This window comes from Bacillus cereus group sp. N14, from assembly GCF_016483555.1.
In the GTDB taxonomy this organism is placed as follows: Bacteria; Bacillota; Bacilli; order Bacillales; family Bacillaceae_G; genus Bacillus_A; species Bacillus_A wiedmannii.
Genome location: NZ_JAEHBQ010000005.1, coordinates 237,844 through 262,618, shown reverse-complemented (window position 1 = coordinate 262,618; position 24,775 = coordinate 237,844). Strand labels below are relative to the sequence as shown.

Below are 24,775 nucleotides of genomic sequence, written 5' to 3'. Positions count from 1 at the left end.
GACACGAATTTCGTGTCTTTTTTTATTAGGCATATGTGAATATGACTAATTATTTAGTTTAATCGCTTGTCATACATTAACTGAATTTGTATGCCGTAAGGATCTTCAATAATCCCATATGCTTCACTAAATATATTTTTTTCTAGCGGAGAGATTATTTTCACATGCTTATTAGAAATTAAATTATTATAAAATCTTTGTATTTCTTCTAAATTAGCGCTTTGAATGCAAAGCGACATGTTATTTCCAACGTTATAACGTTCATTAGGCTTCATTGTATCTTCTGCTATCATTAGCTTTGTATTCCCGATTTGTAAAACAGAGTGAGCAATATAATCTTTATTTTCACTTGTAATTTTAAAAGAACGATCTCTTTTGGCCAATTCTTCATACGTAACAACCATTAGCTTCTTTGCTTCTAAATTACGTGTATAAAAGTTAATTGCCTCCTTTGCTTGCCCATTCATTGAAAGAAAAATAGCTATTTCTAATGTCATAAATTTATAGCTCCTTTATTAGTTAATAATTATAATATAGACTAAAAAGGTTTCAATACATGACACCTTTCAGGAGGGGAATATGAAAAAAACGGAACGAATAAATGACATGCTTATTTTCTTAAATAATAAAAGATATTTTAATTTAAAAGATTTAATGGCTAGATATGATATTTCTAAAAGTACTGCTTTACGAGATATTCAATCATTGGAAGAAATAGGTGTGCCAATATATTCTGAATTAGGTAGAAATGGAAGTTATAAAATTATAGAAAATAGTGTGTTATCACCAATTTATTTTAGTGTGGATGAAATGTATGCGTTATACTTTTCGATTCTTACATTAAATGGATACAAGACAAAACCATTCAATATAGAAAGTATTGCTCTTGAAAATAAATTTAAACATGTATTACCTGATAATGTGCGTAAAAATATTTCAATTATGGAACGAACGCTTTCTTTTGAAGTAACAAATCATAGTAATTTTAGTCCGTTCTTAAAAGAAATTTTACAGGGGATTTTTGCTGAGCAAGTTTATCATTTAACATATTTAAAAAAAGATGAGGAGAAAGTATTAGTCGCCCAATTTATTCGAATAGAATCTAAATTTGGCCAGTGGTATGCTAAAATCTTTAATTTTGAGACAAATAATGTTCAAATACTTAGATGTGATAAAATTCTTTCTATTATGGAAACAAGCAATACGAATTCAAAAAATCTTGAAGAATTACTAAGTTACCTTACTACTTTTCACAGAAAGCCTGATGCAATTGATTTTCGTGTCATCGTTAATCAAAAAGGAAAAGATATTTTCGATAAAGAGAATTATCCTTCTATGAGGATACAAAAAGAAAATGAAAACTATACTATAACAGGCTATTTTAACAAGCAAGAATTTGATTTTATTTCAAGTTATTTTCTGAATTTCGGTGAAACGATTATTTCAATTCAGCCTGTTATGCTAAAAGAGTTAATCTACAATAAGGTGTTATCTATTAAGCAGCATTTAACTTTTTTAAGTTAAAATTTGTTTTAGTCTTTTTTTTGACATGAAAAAGCCCTTGAGATTTCAATATCCAAAGGGCTTTTTTTGTGAGGGTATTTGTTCTTTAGAAACATTATTTTTGTGGAACAGAAAGTCCATAAAAGAACATCGTAACGATATCTTGTATATGTTTTTCACGATCTCCTTCAAGAAGTTGTGCCCCAAAATCATCACCTAATTTAGTAAACATTTGAATGTAAAGTAACATCATTTCTTTAGTAAGATGGGGATTAATTTCATTATTGCGCTGTGCTTGTTCTAATATTTCTAAATACCATGGCAGTATTTTTTCATTTTGATAACTATAAATAAACTCTCGGAGAATTTCATCTCTTTGCATCATTTGTAGTAACATATCAGGCTGAAATAACCCGCCAGTATTCATTTTTCTTACAATCATTTTTTGCATCATATCATGAAAAGGTAATTTTTCTTCAGCAATCTCTTTATAATATTGAAATTCAGATATGATAAATTCTTGTATAAGCTCCCTAAATAACGCATCTTTACTTCCAAAATGATTATAAATGGTAACTTGAGAAACGTTAGCTTTTTTTGCAATAAGTTCTATTTTCACTTCATTAAATCCACGTTCTGAAAATAATTTAAAGGCCGCATCTTTAATGGCACGTTTTTTCTTTTCTTTCACTTTTTCAAAGCCGTTCAATACAATCACCTCAATAAAAATATACAAGAAAATATAGATGAAAACAATATTTTTGAAATATGGACATATAAATATTTCAAAAAGTTGTTGCGAATATGAAAGATGAGGAGTACAATAATTTTGAAATATCACATATTAAATATTTCAAAAAATGAGGTGGAATTATGATTTCAGTTCAAAATGTCACAAAACAGTTTTCAAATGGAAAAGGTTTGTTTCATATAACCTTTGATGTAAAAGAAGGGGAAGTTTTTGGCTACTTAGGACCAAATGGTGCCGGGAAATCCACAACAATTCGTAATTTAATGGGATTTATAAAACCGACAGCTGGGAAATCATCAATTTTCGGATTAGATTGTTGGAATGAAGCAGCGAAAATTCAAAGACAAGTCGGATATTTACCGGGAGAAATTTCTTTTATTGAAGGAATGAACGGATTAGAGTTTTTAAAGTTAATGCAAGGAATGCGTGGGCTAAAGGATACGAAAAGACGTGATGAACTAATAGAACGTCTGCAATTCGATGTGAAAACACCGATTCGAAAAATGTCTAAAGGAATGAAGCAAAAAGTAGGAATTGTTGCTGCTTTTATGCATGATCCGGAAGTATTAATTTTAGATGAACCGACATCGGGACTCGATCCACTTATGCAGCAAGTGTTTATAGATTTAATATTAGAGGAAAAGCAAAGAGGAAAAACGATTCTTATGTCTTCACATATATTCACGGAGATTGAGCGTACATGTGACCGAGTAGCGATTATTAAAGATGGGCGCCTTGTAACAGTTGAAAATATTCATGATTTACAAAGCATGAGACGACAAGTGATAGATGTAACAGTATCGTCGCAAGAAGAAATTGAGTCTCTTACAAAGTGTGATTTGCAATTTGAAGCGGTGAAAGGTAGAGAAGCATCGATTATTGTACAAGGAAACTATCAAACGGTTTTACAAACACTTTCAAACTATAATGTAACGGCACTTCAAACGAGAGCAATGGATTTAGAACATTTATTTATGCATTATTACGATAAGAAAGAAGGGGTAAAGCATGAATAAGCAATTGTTTTTAGCTAGTTTGAAAGAGACACAAAAAAGTATTTTGAGTTACGCAACTGGTGCAGCTCTTTATTTATGGTTATTAATTTGGATATTCCCTTCAATGGTATCAGCGAAAGGGTTAAATGAATTAATAAGTGCTATGCCTGATAGTGTGAAAAAAATTGTTGGCATGGAAAGTCCGATTCAAAACGTAATGGATTTTTTAGCTGGCGAATATTATAGTCTATTATTTATTATTATTTTAACAATTTTTTGTGTAACAGTTGCAACGCATTTAATTGCTCGTCATGTAGATAAAGGAGCAATGGCATACTTGTTAGCAACACCTGTATCTAGAGTGCAAATTGCAATCACGCAAGCGGCTATTCTTATATTGGGACTACTGATAATTGTAGCTGTTACGTATGTAGCGGGTATAGTAGGTGCAGAATGGTTTTTAGAAGATAATAACTTAAATAAAGAATTATTCCTGAAGATAAACGTAGTCGGAGGGCTAATATTTTTAGTCGTTAGTGCTTATTCATTTTTCTTTTCTTGTATATGTAATGACGAAAGAAAGGCACTTAGCTACTCAGCAAGTTTAACAATTTTATTTTTCGTAACGGATATGGTAGGTAAATTAAGTGATAAGTTAGAGTGGATGAGAAATATATCATTATTTACGCTATTTCGTCCGAAAGAAATTGCTGAAGGAACGTACAATATATGGCCAGTAAGTATAGGTTTAACTGCTGGAGCTCTTTGTATTTTCATCGTAGCAATTGTAGTGTTTAGAAAAAGGGATTTACCGTTGTAAAGTAGAAAGTCCACTGATAGAGTGGGCTTTTTTTGATGAGGAGAAAGAAACAGTAAACAAAAACATAGGCAAAAGTAGGCATATATAGTAAAAAGTAATTATGAAACAATATAAACCATAAGAATTTTCAGAAATGCTTAATGTCGCTGTTAAGACATTACAAAGGTGGGACAATCAAGGTGTTTTAACTGCTTACCGAAACCCAAAAGGAAGAAGATACTATACAGAAGAACAGTATAAGGAATATATGGGTATTCAAGAAGAAAATAAAGTAGGCAAAGTAGTTAGTTACACAAGAGTATCAAATCCAGGTCAGAAAGATGATTTAGAAAATCAGGTTGAGTTTTTAAAAACATTCGCAAATGCACGAGGGATGATTGTAGATGAGGTTATCAAAGATATTGGTAGCGGATTAAACTACAAAAGAAAACAGTGGAATAAACTGATTGACAGTTGTATGGAAAGAAATATTTCGACTATCATCATTGCACACAAAGATAGATTTGTACGTTTTGGATATGATTGGTTTGAAAAGTTTCTTCGTAAAATGGGGGTGAAAATTATGATTGTTAACAATGAAAAACTATCTCCTCAAGAAGAACTTGTTCAGGATTTAATATCTATCATTCATGTATTTAGCTGTAGAATATATGGGTTGAGAAAATACAAAAAGAAAATGTCGGAGGATGAAGACTTATGAAAAGAACATATTTAATAGAAATCAAACCGACAACTGAACAAGTTAGTAAAATCCGTCAAACTATTGGGGTGTGTCGATATGTATATAACCTGTATATCTTTAAAAATAAAGAGGCATATGAGTCGGGTGGGGAATTTCTTAGTGGCTATGACTTTTCCAAATGGCTAAACAACATTCATACAAAAGAGTGTGACCAGTGGATTAAAGAAGTGTCGAGCAAAGCGGTAAAACAAGCGATTATGAATGGAGATAAAGCTTTTAAGCGATTTTTTAAAGGTTTATCTAAGTTTCCACGATATAAAAAAAAGAAGAAGCAAGATGTGAAGTGCTACTTTCCGAAAAACAACAAAACAGATTGGACAGTAGAAAGACATAGAGTAAAAGTTCCTACAATTGGTTGGATAAGGTTAAAAGAGTATGGATATATTTCCAAAAATACAACTGTAAAAAGTGGTACAGTATATCAAAGAGCAGGAAGATACTATGTGTCTATACTCTGTGAAGTGAAAGGGGGAAAACCAAATGCAACTCTCAATGCAGTAGGTATAGGAATTGATTTGGGAATTAAAGACTTCGCTGTACGTAGCGATGGAAAAACTCACAAAAATATAAATAAAACAGTACAAGTAAAAAAGATAGAAAAACGCTTAAAACGTGAACAACGCTCTTTATCACGCAAATTTGAAAATATAAGAAAGAGAGGTGAACAACCTGTTACTAATAAAAGAGCGAATATAAACAAAAATATTCTTAGGGTGCAAAAACTACATGCTAGGCTAGCAAATATTCGATTAGCGTATGTAAAGTCTATTGTAAATGATGTGGTGAAAACCAAGCCAACGTTTATTACAGTAGAAGATTTGAATGTGAAAGGTATGATGAAGAACAAACATCTATCTAAAGCTGTAGCGCAACAATGTTTTTATGCTTTTAAAACATGGTTATCAACGAAATGTAGGGAATATGGAATTGAACTACGGCAAGCGGACAGATTCTATCCATCTTCTAAAATATGTTCATGTTGTGGTCAAAAAAAGTCAGATTTAAAGCTGTCTGACCGAGTATATACATGTGATTGTGGAAATGTAATAGATAGAGATTTAAATGCACCTATCAACCTTTTACAAGCAAAAAAATATACAATACTAACGTAAATAGATTGTATATATGCATGGTGGGCTACATCGGAATTTACGCCTGTGGAGTGTCACAGCAAACTGTAGTAGCAAGTGATTAGCGAGGCAGGGCACGTAGAAGCAGGAATACTCTAAGAATATACATTTGTCTATATTTTTAGTAGCAGGAAACGAATGAATCATTTGTTCCGGGTGCAGCTATATGTAAATGATATTGAAAAGTCATTATTGTTTTATGAAGAAGTAATTGGTTTAACGCTGTATAAAAGAAGTATGCATGGAGCTCGTTTTAATCATGACCAGTTTTCTTTATTACTAGTTAGTGATTCAAGATTGAATGAAAATCACTATTTTTACAATCGAAAAGAGATGAAGGGGAATGGCTTTGAACTAATTATTGTTGTCAATCGGATTGAAGAAGTATATGAACGCTGTAAAGAGAATCGGTGCACAATACAAGAAGAAATTCAAACTTATCCATGGGAGATGAGAGGATTTAAAATTGTGGATCCAGATGGGTATTTCCTTAGAATTACATCTGAGTAAAGGTAAACATGAAGAATGTTTACCTTTTTTTATATAAATATTCAAAAAAATGAACCTTTTTCTAGGCTCATCCGTCTAATACATGTAAAGTTAAATTTGAAGTGAGGATGAAACAGGAGGAGCAATTGTGAAAGTAATCCCTTTATATAAAATGATTATAAAAGAAGAAACCGATGTTTCTTTAGCGAAAAAAGGTGATCATGAAGCGTTTATGGCGCTTATACATACAGAAAAAGTGAAGATGTATCGCATTGCAAAGGCTATGTTACGCGATGAGACAAATATTGAGGATGCGATACAGGCAACAATTTTAAAAGCTTATGAAAATATAAAAAACTTAAAGAAAGAAGAGTTTTTTCAAACTTGGTTAATTCGAATTTTGATAAATGAGTGTAACAACATTATTAGATCATACAAAAAGATAATGGTAATAGAAGAAAGTGATTACAATATGAGTGCTTATGATCAGTATGAAGATATAGATTTGTGTAATGCGATTCAATCATTACATGAAGAGTTAAGAGCTGTTACGGTGCTTTTTTATTATGAAGATATGAATCAAGAAAGTATAGCGAAGCTTTTAGAAATACCAAAAGGAACAGTGAAATCGAGATTGTCACGTGCGAGGGAACAACTGCAAAAACAATTAAAGATGGAATAGGGGGTGCAAAGGATGGATAATGAAAAATTATTTGATGAGAAATTAAAAAAGAGAATAAAAGAAGAGAATGTTATAGTACCGACAGAGTTAAATGAAAAGATTAATAGTACACTACATAATCTTCCGGTAAAAAAGAAAGGTTACAGAGTTTATATGATGGTTATAAGTGCTGCTGTTCTAGCACTTTCAATCGTATCTATGTCGGAGTTCTCTGATCAAATTTTTGCTCAAAACGGAGGAGTATTTGAATACGTAAAGAAAAAGGCGTTTTCTGATTATGAAAATGAAGAAGAAATAAAATCAAATGTAAATTATTCAGATAAAGAAAAGATTCATCAAAAGATGCTGGATTCTATTGATCATTTTAAAAATATTTCAGGACAATTTGAGGAATATTCTAGCTCGTCAAGAATTGCTACAACATACAAATATGCGATTGATACGGAGACCAAAAGAGGTATCTCTTCGAAAGAAGATAAACTAGCGAAAAAACGAACCATTATATATAACGAGGGCAAGAAAATAGAATTTGATGATGAGAAGTATACATATAAAGAGATAAAATGGAGCTCGAAAGAAAGAAACAATGAACTATTAAAATTAAATCCTACGGAAAGGTTATTGAGAAAATCGGGTGAGAAAAAAAGATATGATGATGAATATGTGGGATTCGCGAAGTATAGTATTCAATCAGAATTTGCAGATCTATTAATTCGATATAAAGATTGGAATTATAAAGAAACGAAGTATCTTGGACTGGATTGCTACAAAATAGAAGGGACAATAAATATAGAAATGCCTGTAAGTACATCTGAAGATTTAAGAGGGAAATTTGAAATGGTTGTAGAGAAAAATACAGGGATTATGCTCAAGTTCCTTAGTTTCCACGAAGGTATGATTCAATATTCAATCACGACCGAATGGATACAAATAAACAAAGGATTGAAAGAGAATGCATTTCAAAAGGAAAGCGCTAATTATGAGAAATTGAAAAATATATTAGATGAATAGAAAACGGAGGAAACGATATGGAGAATCACTCTTCTTCAAGAGAAAAGGAAAATAAACGAAAATATAAAAAGACAACGATAATAAGTGTATTGTTAGCAATATTACTATTTGGCGGAGTTGGATATGGTACTTACGTATATATGAAAACTTCTAATCTCGTACAAAAATCAAATGTTAATTTAGCACGTGGTGAAAAATCAAAATTACGTGAGGAAACTGTAAAACCGATCACCAATAATGTTTCACTTTTAATTATGGGAATTGATGAAAATCCAGAACGACAAAAGGAGTATAATGGTGCATTTCATACAGATGCACTACTGTTAGCTACTTTTAATAAAGATGATAAGACTGTGAAATTAACGAGCATACCACGTGATACATACACATATGTACCAGTAGAAAAGAAAAAAGATAAAATAACGCATGCATATGGAAGTGGTTCCGTTAAAAATGGTAAAGATGGAGGACCGCAAGCTTCAGTGGAAGCGGTAGAAAAATTGTTACAAGTGCCTGTTGATTATTTTGTGAAGTTTAATTTTAATGCATTTACTAAAATTGTGGATGGATTAGATGGGATTGAAGTAAATGTCCCAGTTGAATTTACAGAGCAAAATAGTAAAGATGAACCTGACGCAATCCATTTGAAAAAAGGACTACAAACATTAACAGGGGAAGAAGCACTTGCACTGGCAAGAACGCGTCATATTGATAGTGATGCAATGAGAGGTCAGCGCCAACAACTTGTTATGGAAGCGATGTTAAGTAAATTAAAAAGTGTAGGATCAATTACGAAGCTAGAAAAAATAGTTGAGGCAGTTGACGGCGATTTTAAAACAAACTTAGTAATGGATGATATTTTATCTTTTTATAAATACGGTTTAAACGGTTCAGTTGAAAAAATACAATTAGCTGGTGATGATTTATATTTACCTAATGGTCCAAATGGGAAACGTGTATATTATTATAATCCTAATAAAAAAGATTTACAGAGTTTAAGTAATACGCTTAGAACACATCTAGGATTAAGTGAAAAGCAGATTGAGGAGAATTAAAGCAGGCATAATGTCTGCTTTTTTATTACGTTTAATAGTATGACATTTAAAATTAAATGTTATATACTATTTTCAAATTATGGATAATAGCGTAACATAATAATGTGATTTAAGTTAAATAGCAGGGGGGCTATTACATAAAATACATCATTAGCAATTATTGAAATCGTATGGGAGAAATGAAAGAAACAGGGGAGTATTAAAAATGAGAATTGTAAAGAATTTAACATTCCAAGTTATTGTGGCGATTATTTGTGGTATTGCAGTAGGGGCCATTTGGCCTAGTGTTGGACAAGAGATGAAGCCAATTGGTGAAACGTTCATCAATATGATTAAAATGGTTATTGCACCAATCATCTTTTTAACAATTGTGCTTGGGATTGCAAGTATGGGAAGTATGAAAAAGGTAGGTCGTGTTGGCGGGAAGGCACTATTATATTTTGAAATTGTTACAACAGCGGCTTTACTTATTGGTATCATCGTAGCGAATGTTGTACGTCCAGGAGATGGATTAGATCCTTCAAAACTAAAGGGCGGAGATGTTTCACAATATGTACAAAGCGGGCAAGAAATGAAATGGATGGATTTCTTTTTACATATTGTGCCGTCTAACATGTTTTAAGCATTTGCAAAAGGTGACATTTTACAAGTTTTGTTCTTCTCCATTTTATTCGGTGCAGGGTTAACGATGTTAGGGAAAAATGGACAACCGGTAATCGACTTTTTTGAAAGATTATCGAAAGTATTTTTTAACATTTTATCAATTGTAATGAAATTAGCACCGGTTGGAGCATTCGGTGGAATGGCGTTTACAATTGGCAAATATGGTTTAAGTACACTTATTCCACTCGGTAAATTAATGATTTGTGTATATGCAACAATGGCATTATTTGTTTTTATTGTTTTAAATTTTATTTGTAAATTTTACAAATTTAGTTTGTGGAAATATTTAGCGCATATTAAAGAAGAATTACTTATTGTTCTTGGGACATCATCATCAGAATCAGTATTGCCTCGAATGATGACAAAGATGGAAGACTTCGGATGTTCGAAGCCGGTAGTAGGTTTAGTCATTCCGACAGGATACTCTTTTAATCTAGATGGAACGACAATTTATTTATCGATGGCTACTATATTTTTAGCTCAAGTCTTTCACGTCGATCTTTCACTAGGTCAACAATTAACTATAATAGCTATTTTGTTAGTTACATCTAAAGGAGCAGCAGCAGTAACAGGTGGAGGTTTTATTGTATTAGCATCTACGTTATCTGCAATGAATGTTATCCCATTAGAAGGGTTAGCACTATTACTCGGTGTAGATCGTTTCATGTCAGAAGCACGTGCTATCGTCAATTTAATTGGTCACGGTATTGCGACTGTAGTTGTTGCAAAAAGTGAAAATGAATTTGATGATGAGAAGTATACGAGAGTAGTAGAGGAAATGAAAAGAGAAAAAATGGCCGGGTAAAAAGTCAGCTTTGCTGACTTTTTTATTTTTGTAGAAAAGAGGTTTGTTACGATATACATTATTTATTAACAATAATTTACAAGTGTTTTATAGTGAGGGGATATAAAGACTATTAAATCAATACATAGAATTCAATGAGGTATAGTGTTTTAAAAGATTATGGAATTTTTATGAATATTACTGTAAAAAAATAATTTTTTAAAAATTTTCAATAATAACACTTTACAAAACTCGAAAAATTAGTAGAATAATAGTTAATAAGAATCTTCTGATAAATATATAAAGAAAAACAGAATTATCAGAAAATTCTTAAATGAGAGCGTTAAGAATTAGGGAGGGTACAGAAAGTGAAAAAGAAAAAAATCAAAAAATTAACAGCAGTTGTAGCACCAGTTTTAGCAATGAGTATGGCATTAACAGCATGTTCTACATCAGGTGGAGATAAGAAGACAAGCACAAACTCTAGCTCTGGCGGAGATAGCAAATCAGAAGAGAAATTAGCAGCGAAACAAGTATTAAATCGTACTGAAACAAATGAAATTCCAACGATGGATACTTCTAAAAATACAGATACATTAGGTTCTCAAATTTTAGGGAACACAATGGAAGGTTTATATCGATTAGATAAAGATAACAAACCAATCCCAGCTGCGGCAGAATCAAGCACGAAGAGTGAGGATGGTAAAAAATATACATTTAAATTACGTAAAGATGCAAAATGGTCAAACGGTGATCCTGTAACAGCGAAAGATTTCGTATATGCATGGCAACGTTTATTAGATCCAAAAACAGCTGCTGAGTATGCATTCATTGCATTCCCAATTAAAAATGCAGAAGCAGTTAATAAAGGTGAAAAACCTGTAACGGAACTAGGAGTAAAGGCAGTAGACGATCTTACTTTAGAAGTTGAATTAGATCAAGCAGTACCATACTTCTTAAACTTAGTAGCATTCCCATCTTACTATCCATTAAATGAAAAGTTCGTAAAAGAAAAAGGGGATAAATACGGTTTAGAGTCTGATACAACAGTATATAACGGACCGTTCGTTCTTACTGATTGGAAGCATGAGCAAGGCTGGAAACTGAAGAAAAACGATCAATATTGGGATAAAAAGACAGTAAAACTAGATGAAATTAACTATAGCGTAGTAAAAGAAGTAGCTACAAGAGTAAACTTATATGATACAAATGCAGTTGATTTCGCGCTATTAACAGGTGAATTCGTTGATAAGTATAGAAGTAATAAAGAAGAATTTGGCACATACTCACAAGTAAGTACTTACTTCTTACGTATGAACCAAAAACGTGGCGGACAAGATACACCGTTAAAGAGCCAAAAATTACGTGAAGCAATCGCACTTTCAATCGATAAAAAGAATTTAGCAAACGTTATTTTAAATGATGGATCTAAACCTGCGGACTTCTTAGTACCAAAAGGATTAGCAACTGGACCAGACGGTAAAGACTTCCAAGAAACATTTAAAAATGGTATTAAACCAGATGCGAAAAAAGCAGCAGCTGCATGGGATGAAGCGAAAAAAGAGCTTGGGAAAGACCAAGTTACAATTGAGCTATTAAACTATGACACTGGTAATGCGAAAAAAGTTGGGGAATATGTAAAAGATCAAATTGAGAAAAACTTAAAAGGTGTAACTGTTAATATTAAACTTCAGCCATTCAAACAAAAGTTGAAATTAGAAACAGAGCAAGACTATGATTTATCATATGCTGGTTGGGGACCTGACTACGCAGATCCAATGACATTCTTAGATATGTTCCAGTCTAATCATTCTCATAACCAAATGAGCTTCGCTGATCCGAAGTATGATGATATGATCAAAAAAGCTGGCACTGAATTAATGGGTGACGCGAAGAAACGTTGGGAAGAGCTAGGAAAAGCTGAGAAATTACTTCTTGAGCAAGATGTAGCACTTGTACCGTTATACCAACGTGGTGATGCTTATGTTAAAAAGCCAAATGTAGAAGGTATTGTTCACCATAATATTAGTCCAGAGTATAGCTTCAAATGGACATATATCACTGAAAAAGGTGGAAAATAATTTTAAATAATGATGCTTCTTTAAGTGGATATATGCAAGTTCTTAACTTGTTTTGGTAGTGAGAATTTTATTGTCCACAATAGAAAGATAAAATGATAGAGCATTTCAAAAGTAGACTATTTACTTTTGGAATGCTCTTTTATTATGAGATTAAATGTAAATAAACTAATGGATATAAGGAAGATGGTACTTATATAGTAATAATTGTAAAAAAACTTTTTACTATCACAAAAAAATAATTTTTAGAATATTTTAAAAATAACTTTACAAACTCAGAAAAATTAGTAGAATATTAATTAATAAGAATTTTCTGATAACTAGTTATTAGAAAATCTCAAAAATTAGTTTCGTACATATAATTGGGGAGGGTACAAAAATGAAGAAAAAGATGAAAAAGTTCACGGCGGTTGTAGCGCCAGTTTTAGCGATGAGTATGGCGTTGACAGCGTGTTCTGGATCTGGTGGGGAGAAGAAATCAACTACGACGTCTAGTGGTGGTGGGGAAGAGAAAAAATCAGAAATTAAATACGCAGCGAAACAAGTGTTAAATCGTACAGAGAATCAAGAAATTCCGACGATGGATGTTTCAAAATCTACTGATACACTAGGCTCTCAAATTTTAGGGAACACGATGGAAGGTTTATATCGATTAGATAAAGATAATAAGCCAATCCCAGCGGCTGCAGAATCTAGTACGAAAAGCGAGGATGGTAAAAAATATACATTTAAACTGCGTAAAGATGCAAAATGGTCAAACGGTGATCCTGTAACAGCGAAAGATTTCGTATACGGATGGCAACGTTTACTTGATAAAAATACAGCGGCAGAATATGCGTTTATTGCTTACTATATTAAAAACGCAGAAGCAATTAATAAAGGTGAAAAACCTCTAACAGATTTAGGAGCAAAAGCGGTAGATGATTATACGCTAGAAGTAGAATTAGAAAAGCCAGTACCATATTTCTTGAATTTAATGGCATTTCCATCATACTATCCTTTAAATGAAAAGTTCGTCAAAGAAAAAGGAGATAAATTCGGTTTAGAAGCAGATACAACGTTGTATAACGGACCGTTCGTTATGGCTTCATGGAAACATGAACAAGGATGGCAGCTAAAGAAAAATGATAAGTATTGGGATAATAAGACTGTAAAATTAGAAGAAATTAATTATAGTGTAGTAAAAGAAGTTGCGACGAAAGTAAACTTATATGATACAGGATCAATTGACTTTACATTACTATCTGGAGAATTCGTTGATAAATATAAATCGAACAAAGAGGAGTACGGTGAGTACTCAGAAGCAAGTACATTCTTCTTACGTTTAAATCAAAAGCGTAACGGACAAGATACACCGTTAAAGAGCAAAAAACTTCGTGAAGCAATCGCGTTATCAATTGATAAAAAAGGCTTAGCAAACGTTATTTTAAATAACGGTTCAAAAGCAACAGATCAATTAGTACCAAAAGGGCTTGCGACAGGACCAGACGGTAAAGATTACCAAGATACATTTAAAAATGGTTTGAAATATGATCCGAAAAAAGGTGCAGCAGCTTGGGAAGCAGCGAAAAAAGAACTTGGAAAAGACCAAGTGACAATTGAATTACTAAGCTATGATGATGGAACTGCGAAGAAAATCGCTGATTACTTTAAAGATCAAATTGAGAAAAATTTAAAAGGTGTAACGGTTAACACGAAAATTCAGCCGTTCAAACAAAAACTGAAATTAGAGTCGGCGCAAGATTATGAAGTTTCATTTGCAGGTTGGAGCCCAGATTATTCGGATCCAATGACATTTATTGATATGTTTGAATCGAAGAGCCCGTATAACCAAATGAGTTATTCGAATCCAAAGTACGATGAAATGGTAGCAAAAGCAGGTAATGAATTATTGTCTGATCCGAAGAAGCGTTGGGAAACGTTAGGAAAAGCAGAGAAATTGTTCCTTGAAGAAGATGCAGGATTAGTTCCTTTATATCAAACAGGAAGAGCATATGTAATGAAGCCGAATGTAAAAGGAATTGTGAAACATAACATTAGTCCAGAATATAGCTTTAAGTGGGCTTATGTAACGGAAGGTAAATAATATAAAAGAGCGTTTTAAAAGTAGATACATTACTTTTAAAACGCTCTTTTACTATTCAATTTAATTAAATAGAGAAGAATAAGAAAAGTGGTACTGACATATAGTAGATGGGGGAGAATTCGTATAGTAATAATAGTAAAATACATAGTTACTATAAAAATAAAATAATTGAAACTTCAAAAGTGAAGGTAATTAACAGAATGTTTATTGGTGAACAGGTACTAATCACTAAGTTAACTGAAAATCTCTCAAAGTTAGTTTCGTACATATAATAGGGGAGGGTACAAGAATGAAGAAAAAGATGAAAAAGTTCACGGCAGTTGTAGCGCCAGTTTTAGCAATGAGTATGGCTTTAACAGCATGCTCTTCTGGATCTGGTGGGGAGAAGAAACCGACTACAACGTCTAATAATGGTGGAGAAGAGAAGAAATCTGATATTAAATATGCGGCAAAGCAAGTGCTAAATCGTACAGAAACGAATGAAATTCCGACAATGGATACTTCAAAAAGTACAGATACGCTTGGTGCACAAATTTTAGGGAATACGATGGAAGGGTTATATCGCCTTGATAAAGATAATAGGCCAATCCCAGCTGTAGCAGAATCTAGCACGAAAAGCGAGGACGGTAAAAAATATACGTTTAAACTACGTAAAGATGCAAAGTGGTCAAATGGTGATCCAGTAACGGCAAAAGATTTCGTATTTGCATGGCAACGTCTAGTAGATCCAAAAACAGCTGCTGAGTATGCATTTATTGCTTACTATATTAAAAATGCAGAAACAATTAATCAAGGCAAAGCAGAAGTTTCTACGTTAGGTGTAAAAGCGGTAGATAATTATACGCTTGAAGTTGAACTAGAAAGACCAGTACCATATTTCTTGAATTTAATGGCATTTGCGTCATACTATCCATTAAATGAAAAATTCGTAAAAGAAAAAGGGAATAAATACGGTTTGGAGTCTGATACAACAGTATATAACGGACCTTTTGTTCTTACTGATTGGAAGCATGAGCAAGGCTGGAAATTAAAGAAAAATGATCAGTACTGGGACAAAAAGACTGTAAAACTAGATGAAATCAACTTTAGTGTAGTAAAAGAACCAGCTACTAGAGTAAATTTATATGATACAGGTGCAATTGATTTCGCACTTTTATCAGGTGAATTTGTTGATAAGTATAGAAATAATAAAGAGGAGTTTGGCGCATATTCGGAAACGAGTACATTTTACTTACGTCTAAACCAAAAACGTGGTGGGCAAGATACACCGTTAAAGAGCAAAAAACTACGTGAAGCAATTGCATTATCAATTGATAAAAAAGCTTTAACAAATGTCATTTTAAATGATGGTTCAAAACCAGTGGATTACTTAGTGCCAAAAGGTTTAGCTAGTGGATCAGATGGTAAAGATTTCGCAGAAACGTTCAAGAATGGTTTAAAACAAGACTCCAAAAAGGCAGCGGCAGCTTGGGAAGCAGCGAAAAAAGAACTTGGAAAAGATCAAGTAACAATTGAACTGTTAAATTATGATACTGGTAATGCGAAAAAAGTTGGGGAATATGTAAAAGATCAAGTTGAAAAGAATCTAAAAGGCGTCACAGTAAATATTAAACTGCAACCATTTAAGCAAAAACTAAAATTAGAATCAGATCAAGATTATGATTTTTCATATGGTGGTTGGAATCCGGATTATGCGGATCCGATGACATATCTTGATATGTTTGAGACGAAAAATTCGCAAAACCAGATGAGCTACTCAAATTCAAAATATGATGACATTATTAATAAAAGTAAGACAGAATGGATGGCTGATGCAAAAAAACGTTGGACAGAGTTAGGAAAGGCTGAAAAAATATTACTTGAAGATGATGTAGCGCTTGTACCTTTATATCAAAATGCTCGATCATATGTAATGAAACCAAATATAAAGGGAATTGTGAAACATAATATTAGTCCGGAATATAGCTTTAAATGGGCGTATGTAGAAGAGAAATAAACAAGAGAAGAGCATTTTCAAGTTGCGGTATTGCACTTGGAAGTGCTTTTTTATGTGCACAATTCATTGATGGATGAATATATGTATTATAGAAAATTTAAAGGAGAATTCCATGAAACGAAACACATACATCGATTTCTTAGCTTATTACGGAATAGGGAGTGCTCATCCTGGCGGTTTTACGTTAACAAAACAATTGTTAGCACAACTGCCTTTTAGATATGGAGCTAACGTCCTTGAGATAGGTTGCGGTACGGGGAAAACAGCAGCGTATATGACAAAAGAATATGGTTATAAAGTAACGGGGGTTGAACAGAATGAGATTATGATTCAAAAGGCGAAAGATAGATGGTCGTATGAAGGAATAGACATTCAATTAATTGAAGGGAAGGCAGAGCAATTACCTTGTTTGCATGAATCATTTGAATTCGTACTTGGAGAATCGATACTTGCTTTTACAGAGAAAGAAAGGGTTATATCGGAGTGCTATCGTGTATTACAGAAGAACGGAAAACTAGTTGTAATTGAAATGATTATTAATGCCCACATTGGCAGGGAAGAGGAAGAGAAAATTGCCCAATTATATGGCATGAAAGAACTATTAACTGAGAGTGAGTGGGTACAATTATTTCAGAAAGCAAACTTTAAGCGGGTTACAATTGCTGGCGGTGGCACAATTGCCGAAACGATTTCTGGATATATAGAAGAGCCGGAATGGAATGTATCACAATTTATTCCGAATGAGTTATATGAGGCATGGGTGCAGCATGAAAATATAAGGCTTACGTACCAGCACATTTTAGGTCATCGTATTTTTATATGTGAAAAATAAAGAAAAAGAGTTGGCTAAAGATAGTCAACTCTTTACTTATGTTAAATGAAAAATAATGCAGCTAATGTAATTCCGAAAATGAAACCAAATCCGAGTTCAACACCCCAACCGCCGCCGCCCCAGCCGCCGCAACTACCACAACCACGACCGCCACATCCACAGCTACTAAAACCACCGCCGCAACCACCACCGCAACCAAATCCGCAACTATCACATCTGCTAAGGCCGCCGCAAAGATCACAACCACCGTTTGCATATGCGTCGTAGTATCCGAATCCAGTGTCAAAAGATGAGCGCTGTTGCACTGGTTCAATCCATACAGAGCTATTTGTCACATCAATTATTTTCCCTAAATGAATGCGACCATCACGATCTTCAATGCGAACGACTTTACCGAAATAACGTCGGCAAGTATCATAACATTTTTGTCTATGCATGTTCTTTCCTCCTTCCGCATTACAGTAATACGATATGTAAAGGGGACAAGTGCGGCTTGTACGAATGCCCTATCTATCATAATTGTTATAGGAAAGGGGAAATATAGGAAGAGGATATATAAGGAGGAAAAGGCATGAAATCTACAGATCAGTTTCAGACATACGAAATACCATGGGAAGAATTTATTGAAGCTTTGCGAGAGGAAATGAAGAAGCAAGTAGGGGCAGATATCATTGATACAGTAGTTTGCAATTTAGAAGATGGTTTTGAAGTGTATACATATGTGCAGGGGGATTTGGATTTTGAATATAAGGAAGCGCTTGAAAGGAAATACGGGAGCGATGCAAAAACTCCTAATGTGTTAACGATTATGTTATTAGCTAACATTTATCGTACAAGTGAAGAGAATATACGCTTACATGCGGAGCATAAAGATAATCCAATTGTTGAAGTGTATGTGAAGCAATAAAACACGCTGTGAAGGCGTGTTTTTTCATTGTATGGTAAAATGTTAGAAAATTAAGAAAGTTGGTGATGGTTTGAAAATTAAACATCTTAATTTAACAGTTTCAGATGTAGCAGCTACTAGAGAGTTTTTAGAAAAATATTTCGGTTTAACTTGTAGCGGAGCAAGGGGAAATGGCTTTGCGGTTATGCGTGATAATGATGGGTTTATATTAACGTTAATGAAAGGGAAAGACGTACATTATCCAAAAACATTTCATGTAGGATTTCCACAAGAAAATAATGAACAAGTAGATAAGATAAATCAAAGGTTGAAGGAAGATGGATTTTTGGTTGAGGCTCCTAAAAGTGCACATGCGTATACGTTTTATGTGGAAGCACCTGGTGGATTTACAATTGAAGTAATGTGTTAATTTAAAATCAAACTTTTTGTTATGTGTTTTCAATATGAAAAGTAGGAAAATTCTGTTTTAAGTGTAGAGCTTAAACAGGCTTTTTTACTTATAGTATCGGATAGAAAACGCTAGAAGGAATCATATTCAGTATATATATCTGTTTACATAATAAAGTTATGCTGCGCTAGTTGTCCTAAAATACAAGTCATATATCTTGTATCCTCTCATAAATTTAAACATAGGAATTTGTCTACAAAGGTGGCGAAGCCTCATCATGAAAATTCGAATTTGTGCCACATTCATGTTGTTTCTATTTATATGGTTACATCCTTTTTGGACTTTTGCAAAAGGAGAGGAGGCAAAGGAAAGGGTCGTTTCACTTGTATATGATGATTCGGGCAGCATGAGAAATAACGATCGCTGGAAATATGCCAATTATGCTTTGCAAAGTTTAGTTGCGCTATTAGATGAAAAAGATAAATTCTCTTATGTTCCAATGAGCAAGCCGAATGATCCATTAAACATTTCGTTAACGAAGGATAAGAGACAAACAGAAATTGAGGGAATTGGAGCATGGAAAACGTATTTAAATACTCCGTTTAGCGCAGTAGAGACGGCGATGCAATCTATAAAAAAGGAAGCAGATATAGATGGAAAACGTGAATTTTGGCTTATTGTCTTAACTGACGGGGCATTTAATGATTTAGAGAAAGATAAGGTTGGCGGAAAAGAACAAATTACACAGAAGCTAGCACAGTTTAAGAAAGAAATGGATGCAAAAAAGATATCGTTACATCCAATTTTAATTACGATGGAAGAGGATTTAGGGCAGCAAGAAAAGGCACAACTAAATACGTTTAAAGAAATATGGAAGAAAGAGATAAATGGCGTTACGATGCCATCTAGTGGAGAGGATGGTATTGTAAAAAGCGTCAATCAAGTGGCAGCATTAGTTGCAAATCGTGATCCGTTCTCCTCGGTTGAAACGATTGTAAAAACGAAAGTAGTAGGGAAGAAAGTAGAGATTACAACGCCATTTCCGTTAAAGCGTATGACGCTTGTACGACAATCGCCTTCTTTGTCTAATTATCAGGTCACACAAATTTCTAAACCATTACAATTACAATCTTCTTATTCCATACATGCACCAGGAGAAGCGAAATTATTCGGAAATATAGTTCATATAAGTACGGAAAATGAGGGAGTTATTAAACCAGGAACTTATACGATAGAAGTGGATCGAGATATTGAGAAAGAAGGATTACAAGTACTAGTTGAACCGGCGCTTAACTATACTGTTTCTACTTATGACAAAGACGGTAGTAGTCAAAAAAATGTGGAGAAAATGTACGAAGGTGTTACTGCTGTTATTGAAGCGAAGCCTACGGAATTACCAATTCAGTCTTCATATTTTCAGTCAGAAGTAGAAATAGACGGAAAACAGTACCCGATGAAGTGGGACGATAAAAAACATGTATTTTACTACGAAACGAAGATCGATAAAGGGTTAGTGCGCGGGAAAGTTCATATGAACATAAAGGGGTTTTACAGACAGACGAAGGAATTTAAAATTGAAGTAACTGAAAAACCCAAATTATCATTGCAAACTATTACGAAAGATTATGAGGAAAAAGTAACGAATTTAGAGAATAGTAAACCGTTTATTATACAACCACAGTTAGATGGTAAGCCGATGACAGAAGAAGCTGTAAAGAAACTATTAAAATCTACTGGTGTCACATCTAAACAATCAATCAACTATGAAATAAAACAACAGGATAATCAAATTTACATTTATCCTCGCCCTCATTACTCCGACACATTCAATTTCACAGATACCGGCACCGTAGAAGCTACCATCGTAGTGCAAGATTCAAAATTACAAGAAGTAAAGAAAAATATATCACTTCATATTCAAAATGCACCGTTCTATGAAAAATATGCGCTTATTTTTAAGTTTGTTATTCCTATCACTTTATTATTGTTAGTAGTAGGAATAATCGTTTTAGGATGGGTTGCTCGTCCAAGATTTCACCGAAAAGCACTATTGTATTACGAATGGGATCAAGAGGTAGCGAAAGATTGGTTATATCAATCTGAGCCAGAATTACTTAAAAATAAATGGTGGAAGCACTATTTTGGTATTCCATTCCGAGCAGAAAGAAAGACTGTGCAATCCGTTACGTTTATAGCAAAGAAAGGATCGAAATCAATATTTGTAGCGAAAGAATCACAAGTAGTAGGAATGATTATTGATGGGATGTTTATAACAGAAGATGAGGTTGGAATGGAACATAAGACGCTATATCCAAATGAACTTTTAGTAATTGATAGAGGGTATGGTAAAGAAATTTACAAATATGAGTGTGAATAGTAGGGAGGGAAAAGGAGGGAGTCTTATCTTTCTCTCCTCTTTTCAAACAAGCAAGAATAGGAAGGTGGTTCACATGACGTTACAAGTTCCAACGATATTAATTGGTTTAGGTGGAATCGGTAGTACTGTGACACATCAAATATATGAAAGGCTACCTGAGGAGCGCCGAAAAAAGGTAGCAATGCACGTATTTGATACAGATGTGAATACATTGAGTAAATTTGATCATATTCGAAAGTTTAAGACGCAAACGAGTTCTAGTAAAACGCCAAGAGAGTATATTGCAGGAGATCCAACGATTCCAGAGTGGTTTCCGATGGACCCGACTATACTTGATAAACCACTGACAGAAGGGGCAGGGCAGTTACGTGTCATTTCCCGTTTAGCGTTACGTGCTGCGATGAAAGAAGATAAATTGACGTCCTTTTGGCAAGAAATTGAGAAGATTTTTCCGGTTACAAGTGATCAAACGGAATATGGTGTGCGTGTCATTATCGTAACATCACTAGCGGGCGGAACAGGCTCAGGGATGTTTCTGCAAATTGCATTATATTTACGTGAAATGCTTCGAAAAAAACTGCAGCATCATAACATTTTAATACGTGGTGCGTTTCTAATGCCGGATGTGTTGGTGAAGACGAGAACGGTTAGTGCGAAAGAGTTTGAAACGGTGCAAGCAAATGGTTATGCATCGTTAAAAGAATTACATGCCATTACACTCGGTTCTACTGGAGAATTATCAAAACGTGGCGGAGTGACGATTGAATTAGAATATCGACCTGATCAAGTAGATGAAGACGGAAGAACGAATCATACGATTAAACAACACCATTTACCGTACAATTATTGTTTCTTATACGATTACGAAAATTTACATGGACACCATCTGCATAATTTATCAGATTATATGGAGCAAATGGCAAATACGATTTATTTACAGTTATTTAGTCCGATGTCTGCAAATCATTTTGCGCAGGAAGATAATCAAATTCAGCAATTAGCAGAATCAAGCGGGAAAGGACGATATTGCGGGGCAGGAACGGCAAAGATTATTTATCCATATGAGCACGTGTTAAAATATTGCGCCTTAAAATGGGCCGTGCAAGGTTTAGATGAATCGTGGCTTCATTTAGATCAACTGTTTCAAGAGAAGAAGCAAAGATATGACCAAGACGTCAAACGCGGGATGCAGCGTGAAAAGCCAGAGCGTGGGAAAAGTTATTTAGAAGACTTAGAACATCTTGCTACTCGTCCAGAGCAGGCTCATATTTTTTATAGACAAATGTACAATGAAACGCGTGAAGGAGCAGAGGGCGGTAAAGTTGGTGTGGCGAAATCTAAACTGTTTTTAGAGGCTGTAGAAAGCTATGTACAGCGAACGGTGCAAAAAGATGAGGAATTAAACCGTCTGCAGCACGAGTGTAAAATTTCGGCTGCGAAACTGAAAATGATGGAGCAAATGAAAGGTGAAGTAGCAAGGGTGGATCATGCGGTTCGTTTATATGCGTATGCGATTCCGAGCCGCGTACATGAGCATGTAACGACACTATTGTATGACATGATTGAATCAGACCGTTTTTCACCAAGTGGTTCTGAAGGGCAGTCCTATCAATTAAATACATGGTTTTTAAAGAAAACAGATCCTGTTCATCCAGTATCAGCTCGTTTTATGTTGTATGAAATTCGAAAGCAGTTAGTCGAGAAAATGAATCGACTACATGAAAATAATGAACAAAAGCGTAATCTAATTCAAAACTACGATAAGAAATTTAATGTGAGTAATATTGATGGAACGGTAACAGCTGTTCGCCGAGTAGAAATCGCGCAGCAACAAGGCTGGTTTGGAAAAATGATGAATAATCAGCAACGTTTGTTTAAAAAAGAATTTGAAGATATTGTAACGCAGTACGTACACAAATTAAACGAGTATCGTAAAGAAATGCTATTAGAACTCGTTTATCAATCGCTATATCAAGCAGTTAATAAAATGATTCAATATTGGGAAAGATTTTTTGATAATTTACACGAAACGCGTGAAAATTTATTGTTCGAAATTCAAAAACGAAGCAAGGAATTTGAAGGGAAAACAAACCCAACGAATGTATACGTATTAGCTGAAGAGAAGTTGCAAGAAAAGATATGGCAAGATATGCAGCAACATTTAAATTTAGGTGTATTACCGAAAGATATATCTGCAGAAATTTATATGAGTTTATACGGGGAATATTGCCGGGATGCGAAAACAGAAGAGATTCAATCGAAAAAGGTAGAAGACTTTTATCGTGAGCACATACTAAGTTATTGCTACGATGAATTACAAGTGCGTTATCGTGATAAATTAGAATTGAATATCGTTGAAGCATTAAGAAAAGAAGCGGATTATAAGAAGCGTGATCGTGATGAATACGTTCGTGAAAAAATTGAAGACTTGTTCCATTTAGCGAGTCCATTCGTGCCTAAAGTTTCTCATCATAGGGAGTTACAATATTGGGGTATACATCCATCTTTAAAGAAAGAACTGCAAGAAGAATTAATTCAAGAAATGTTTAAAGAAAAAGATACAGTACATGAAGCTTTTTCACCATTTGAAGTCATTTGCTATCGTGCGCATTACGGTTTATCATTGCAAGACTTTCCTAAGCTTTCGTCTGGACATATTGCAAATGGATTTATGAATGATAAAGGTGATTATTTTCAGTCGTACTATCGCCGTGTAAACAAGTTAAATAGTAAAAAATCTAGTTTAACGCCGCATTTAGATAAGTATTGGCACTTACCAGCCTTCATGCCAGACTTAAATGCAACGCAAACGAAGTTAGATTACGATAAATGTAATCGAGCTCTTCTATACGCGTATATATATCGTTGGATTAGTTTAGTTGCTGTTGATGGTCAGTTCGTGTATCAATATAACGGCGTTGGACGTAGTTTCTTAATTCAGTCGATGGGGAAAAATATTTCAAGCGAAAGTTATAAATTGCATAGAGCGTTGCTTCATAACCCATTTATTTATGAAAACATCTTGTCCAGATTTGAAGAAGAACAAGAAAAAGCTATGATACAGGGCGGACATTTATATACACATCCGTTCGTATTAGGTGCTCAAGATATTAGATGGCTTCGTAAAGAGCATGTCCATAATATTTTAGATATGATTTTAATGTATGACCGTGAGGCGAAATATGATCCAACGTTAGAAGAAACTTCTGATGAATTATTAAGATTATTCCTTGATGAAATTGAGTTGTATTTCCAAAACTATTACGGTACAGGTGCCGATATGGTTGCAAAAAAAGAGAAAGAAATGTTTATTAAACAATTGTGGGATCGTTCGTATGCGAAAGGTTATGTAGATCCAAATAGTGCTCCTTATAAAAAGTGGCAAAATTTATTAAGCGTTCATGATGAAGAGGAAACGCCAAAAACGAATGTATAATGAATGAATAGGGAATCCTTAAAAGTGGTAATACAACTTTAGAAAAGAGG

General features: G+C 33.9%; 20 protein-coding genes and 1 pseudogene. 18 read left to right on the top strand and 3 right to left on the bottom strand.

Annotated features, from left to right (window positions below):
* Positions 1-53: 53 nt before the first annotated feature.
* A complete protein-coding gene (locus JDS82_RS10790; RefSeq protein ID WP_016086831.1) occupies positions 54-497 on the bottom strand; it encodes a VOC family protein in 444 nt (147 codons plus the stop codon).
* 82 nt (positions 498-579) lie between these two features.
* On the opposite strand from JDS82_RS10790, the gene JDS82_RS10785 reads away from it, so the two are divergent.
* Positions 580-1,524 (top strand): helix-turn-helix transcriptional regulator, encoded by a 945-nt coding sequence (locus JDS82_RS10785; protein WP_000750568.1) that lies wholly within the window; start codon positions 580-582, stop codon positions 1,522-1,524.
* 94 nt (positions 1,525-1,618) lie between these two features.
* Here the strand turns inward: JDS82_RS10785 and JDS82_RS10780 are convergent, their stop codons facing one another.
* Positions 1,619-2,212 (bottom strand): TetR/AcrR family transcriptional regulator, encoded by a 594-nt coding sequence (locus JDS82_RS10780; protein ID WP_199713221.1) that lies wholly within the window; start codon positions 2,210-2,212, stop codon positions 1,619-1,621.
* Positions 2,213-2,376: 164 nt separating this feature from the next.
* Between JDS82_RS10780 and JDS82_RS10775 the strand changes: the two genes are divergently transcribed.
* The 13 genes and pseudogenes from JDS82_RS10775 (at position 2,377) to JDS82_RS10715 (ending at position 17,617) form a co-directional block, all read left to right on the top strand.
* Positions 2,377-3,270, top strand: a complete 894-nt coding sequence (locus JDS82_RS10775) for an ABC transporter ATP-binding protein (RefSeq protein WP_000626596.1) — start codon at positions 2,377-2,379, stop codon at positions 3,268-3,270.
* Positions 3,263-4,069 carry an ABC transporter permease subunit gene (locus JDS82_RS10770; protein ID WP_046957750.1) on the top strand — a complete coding sequence of 269 codons (807 nt, stop codon included), beginning with the start codon at positions 3,263-3,265 and terminating at the stop codon, positions 4,067-4,069. Before JDS82_RS10775 ends, JDS82_RS10770 begins: the two co-directional genes overlap by 8 nt.
* A gap of 133 nt (positions 4,070-4,202) precedes the next feature.
* The gene (locus JDS82_RS10765; protein ID WP_242474893.1) at positions 4,203-4,769 is read left to right on the top strand and encodes an IS607 family transposase; all 567 of its coding nucleotides are present in this window, start codon (positions 4,203-4,205) and stop codon (positions 4,767-4,769) included.
* Positions 4,766-5,923: an RNA-guided endonuclease InsQ/TnpB family protein gene (locus tag JDS82_RS10760; RefSeq protein ID WP_199713220.1), complete on the top strand. Its 1,158-nt coding sequence runs from the start codon at positions 4,766-4,768 to the stop codon at positions 5,921-5,923. The genes JDS82_RS10765 and JDS82_RS10760 overlap by 4 nt, the downstream gene beginning before the upstream one ends.
* Positions 5,924-6,079: 156 nt before the next feature.
* Complete coding sequence (locus JDS82_RS10755) at positions 6,080-6,451, top strand: VOC family protein (protein ID WP_098057440.1); 372 nt, start codon at positions 6,080-6,082, stop codon at positions 6,449-6,451.
* Between the two features lie 127 nt (positions 6,452-6,578).
* A complete protein-coding gene (locus JDS82_RS10750; RefSeq protein WP_199713219.1) occupies positions 6,579-7,112 on the top strand; it encodes a sigma-70 family RNA polymerase sigma factor in 534 nt (177 codons plus the stop codon).
* Positions 7,113-7,124: 12 nt separating this feature from the next.
* Complete coding sequence (locus JDS82_RS10745; protein ID WP_048562594.1) at positions 7,125-8,123, top strand: hypothetical protein; 999 nt, start codon at positions 7,125-7,127, stop codon at positions 8,121-8,123.
* A gap of 17 nt (positions 8,124-8,140) precedes the next feature.
* A complete protein-coding gene (locus tag JDS82_RS10740; protein WP_048562595.1) occupies positions 8,141-9,178 on the top strand; it encodes an LCP family protein in 1,038 nt (345 codons plus the stop codon).
* A 205-nt stretch (positions 9,179-9,383) separates the two neighbouring features.
* Positions 9,384-10,646 (top strand): annotated as a pseudogene (locus JDS82_RS10735) (dicarboxylate/amino acid:cation symporter).
* A gap of 347 nt (positions 10,647-10,993) precedes the next feature.
* Complete coding sequence (locus JDS82_RS10730; protein WP_199713218.1) at positions 10,994-12,706, top strand: ABC transporter substrate-binding protein; 1,713 nt, start codon at positions 10,994-10,996, stop codon at positions 12,704-12,706.
* A gap of 376 nt (positions 12,707-13,082) precedes the next feature.
* Complete coding sequence (locus JDS82_RS10725) at positions 13,083-14,789, top strand: peptide ABC transporter substrate-binding protein (RefSeq protein ID WP_048562597.1); 1,707 nt, start codon at positions 13,083-13,085, stop codon at positions 14,787-14,789.
* Between the two features lie 289 nt (positions 14,790-15,078).
* Positions 15,079-16,785 (top strand): peptide ABC transporter substrate-binding protein, encoded by a 1,707-nt coding sequence (locus tag JDS82_RS10720; RefSeq protein ID WP_199713217.1) that lies wholly within the window; start codon positions 15,079-15,081, stop codon positions 16,783-16,785.
* A 112-nt stretch (positions 16,786-16,897) separates the two neighbouring features.
* Positions 16,898-17,617, top strand: coding sequence for a class I SAM-dependent methyltransferase (locus JDS82_RS10715; protein WP_064057564.1), 720 nt, complete (start codon positions 16,898-16,900; stop codon positions 17,615-17,617).
* A 41-nt stretch (positions 17,618-17,658) separates the two neighbouring features.
* Here the strand turns inward: JDS82_RS10715 and JDS82_RS10710 are convergent, their stop codons facing one another.
* Positions 17,659-18,054: a hypothetical protein gene (locus JDS82_RS10710; RefSeq protein ID WP_064057563.1), complete on the bottom strand. Its 396-nt coding sequence runs from the start codon at positions 18,052-18,054 to the stop codon at positions 17,659-17,661.
* Between the two features lie 134 nt (positions 18,055-18,188).
* Between JDS82_RS10710 and JDS82_RS10705 the strand changes: the two genes are divergently transcribed.
* The 4 genes from JDS82_RS10705 to JDS82_RS10690 all read left to right on the top strand — a co-directional run bounded on the left by JDS82_RS10705 (position 18,189) and on the right by JDS82_RS10690 (position 24,725).
* Complete coding sequence (locus tag JDS82_RS10705) at positions 18,189-18,524, top strand: hypothetical protein (RefSeq protein ID WP_199713216.1); 336 nt, start codon at positions 18,189-18,191, stop codon at positions 18,522-18,524.
* Positions 18,525-18,594: 70 nt separating this feature from the next.
* Entirely contained in the window at positions 18,595-18,933 is a 339-nt protein-coding gene (locus tag JDS82_RS10700; protein WP_000693977.1) for a VOC family protein, read from the top strand.
* Positions 18,934-19,189: 256 nt separating this feature from the next.
* On the top strand, positions 19,190-21,289 hold the full coding sequence (locus JDS82_RS10695) for a vWA domain-containing protein (RefSeq protein WP_064057562.1): 2,100 nt from the start codon (positions 19,190-19,192) through the stop codon (positions 21,287-21,289).
* 73 nt (positions 21,290-21,362) lie between these two features.
* Positions 21,363-24,725 carry a tubulin-like doman-containing protein gene (locus tag JDS82_RS10690; RefSeq protein WP_199713215.1) on the top strand — a complete coding sequence of 1,121 codons (3,363 nt, stop codon included), beginning with the start codon at positions 21,363-21,365 and terminating at the stop codon, positions 24,723-24,725.
* The last annotated feature ends 50 nt before the right edge of the window (positions 24,726-24,775 follow it).

Coding starts and splice junctions, on each gene's coding strand:
- JDS82_RS10790 (WP_016086831.1), bottom strand. CDS start 497: ATGACATTAGAAATAGCTATTTTTCTTTCAATGAATGGGCAAGCAAAG.
- JDS82_RS10695 (WP_064057562.1), top strand. CDS start 19,190: ATGAAAATTCGAATTTGTGCCACATTCATGTTGTTTCTATTTATATGG.
- JDS82_RS10775 (WP_000626596.1), top strand. CDS start 2,377: ATGATTTCAGTTCAAAATGTCACAAAACAGTTTTCAAATGGAAAAGGT.
- JDS82_RS10755 (WP_098057440.1), top strand. CDS start 6,080: ATGAATCATTTGTTCCGGGTGCAGCTATATGTAAATGATATTGAAAAG.
- JDS82_RS10720 (WP_199713217.1), top strand. CDS start 15,079: ATGAAGAAAAAGATGAAAAAGTTCACGGCAGTTGTAGCGCCAGTTTTA.
- JDS82_RS10715 (WP_064057564.1), top strand. CDS start 16,898: ATGAAACGAAACACATACATCGATTTCTTAGCTTATTACGGAATAGGG.
- JDS82_RS10785 (WP_000750568.1), top strand. CDS start 580: ATGAAAAAAACGGAACGAATAAATGACATGCTTATTTTCTTAAATAAT.
- JDS82_RS10710 (WP_064057563.1), bottom strand. CDS start 18,054: ATGCATAGACAAAAATGTTATGATACTTGCCGACGTTATTTCGGTAAA.
- JDS82_RS10705 (WP_199713216.1), top strand. CDS start 18,189: ATGAAATCTACAGATCAGTTTCAGACATACGAAATACCATGGGAAGAA.
- JDS82_RS10725 (WP_048562597.1), top strand. CDS start 13,083: ATGAAGAAAAAGATGAAAAAGTTCACGGCGGTTGTAGCGCCAGTTTTA.
- JDS82_RS10760 (WP_199713220.1), top strand. CDS start 4,766: ATGAAAAGAACATATTTAATAGAAATCAAACCGACAACTGAACAAGTT.
- JDS82_RS10765 (WP_242474893.1), top strand. CDS start 4,203: ATGCTTAATGTCGCTGTTAAGACATTACAAAGGTGGGACAATCAAGGT.
- JDS82_RS10690 (WP_199713215.1), top strand. CDS start 21,363: ATGACGTTACAAGTTCCAACGATATTAATTGGTTTAGGTGGAATCGGT.
- JDS82_RS10745 (WP_048562594.1), top strand. CDS start 7,125: ATGGATAATGAAAAATTATTTGATGAGAAATTAAAAAAGAGAATAAAA.
- JDS82_RS10770 (WP_046957750.1), top strand. CDS start 3,263: ATGAATAAGCAATTGTTTTTAGCTAGTTTGAAAGAGACACAAAAAAGT.
- JDS82_RS10740 (WP_048562595.1), top strand. CDS start 8,141: ATGGAGAATCACTCTTCTTCAAGAGAAAAGGAAAATAAACGAAAATAT.